This is a genomic window from Oleiphilus sp. HI0132 (assembly GCF_001635845.1).
In genome coordinates, this window is the sequence record NZ_LWGJ01000032.1 from 1 (window position 1) to 905 (window position 905).

Annotated in this window: 2 protein-coding genes; one reads left to right on the top strand and one right to left on the bottom strand. The window is 43.5% G+C overall.

The genetic code is table 11. From position 1 onward, the window contains the following. Positions 1 to 139 precede the first annotated feature (139 nt). Entirely contained in the window at positions 140 to 454 is a 315-nt protein-coding gene (locus A3766_RS28675; RefSeq protein ID WP_082865225.1) for a succinate dehydrogenase assembly factor 2, read from the bottom strand. A 166-nt stretch (positions 455 to 620) separates the two neighbouring features. Here A3766_RS28675 and A3766_RS00575 point away from each other — a divergent pair, with 166 nt between their 5' ends. Beyond that, complete coding sequence (locus A3766_RS00575; RefSeq protein WP_068515703.1) at positions 621 to 893, top strand: GIY-YIG nuclease family protein; 273 nt, start codon at positions 621 to 623, stop codon at positions 891 to 893. The last annotated feature ends 12 nt before the right edge of the window (positions 894 to 905 follow it).

The window sequence follows — 905 nt, forward strand, 5'->3', positions numbered from 1 at the left end:
AAAACCAGCTAGTGTGCATATCAAGCAGATAGAAACTTTTAGCGGCAGATAAATTTCGTGAGTAAGGCTAAGAAAAATAGCCGCGGCATACGGGAGCAAAATTACTCCCGCAAGTAACTTGGACGGTATAAACTGAACTTTAGTCTGGCTGAACACGGTCAAGAATAATCTTAACTATGCGAGCGTGATCCGGGTCTTCTGGTGCTCCGTTACGCATAAACCAAGCAAAAAGATCGGGGTCTTCACAATCTAATAAGTTTCTAAAACGGGCTTGGTCATCTTCAGGAAGAGTAGAGTAGGCCTCTTTCAAGAATGGCACTAACAGCACATCAAGTTCGAGCATTCCTCGGCGGCTATGCCAAAACAATCGGTTGAATTCAGCCCTTTTCGTTTCATCGAGCTGGCTTGTTTCTTGGGTGTCATTTGCTGAGTTTTGCGAAGGCTGATCCGACATTGAGTTATCCAATTGTTTGCAGAGGCTGCATTATAGTGCTTGCTTTGGGTACACTCAAGAACAGAGCGTCGTTGTGGTGTAAGATATAAGCTGAATGACTCCGGCTACGCATCGCCGTGGTTAATTAGTGTATATTTAACTGAATAATGAATTTAGAGGCTTATTGATGTCTTGGCAGGTCTACATGATCCGAACATCCTGTGGAAAACTATATACCGGCATCAGCACGGATATTGATCGGCGATTTAAAGAACATTGCGAAATGTTTGAGAAAAAGGCGGGGAAGGGCGCCAAGTTTTTCCGTGGTCATGAACCTAGAGAGATCGTTTATTCTCAAGATTTTGAGAGTCGCTCAGAGGCTACTAAGAGAGAGGTAGAGATAAAAAGAATGAGCGTGCTTAAAAAACAAACGCTCATTTGTGAAGCATCAAACCGCTAACGAGTACCCGAT

Excerpts from the sequence above, each read along its gene's own strand:
- A3766_RS00575 (WP_068515703.1), top strand. The coding sequence starts at position 621 with ATGTCTTGGCAGGTCTACATGATCCGAACATCCTGTGGAAAACTATAT.
- A3766_RS28675 (WP_082865225.1), bottom strand. The coding sequence starts at position 454 with ATGTCGGATCAGCCTTCGCAAAACTCAGCAAATGACACCCAAGAAACA.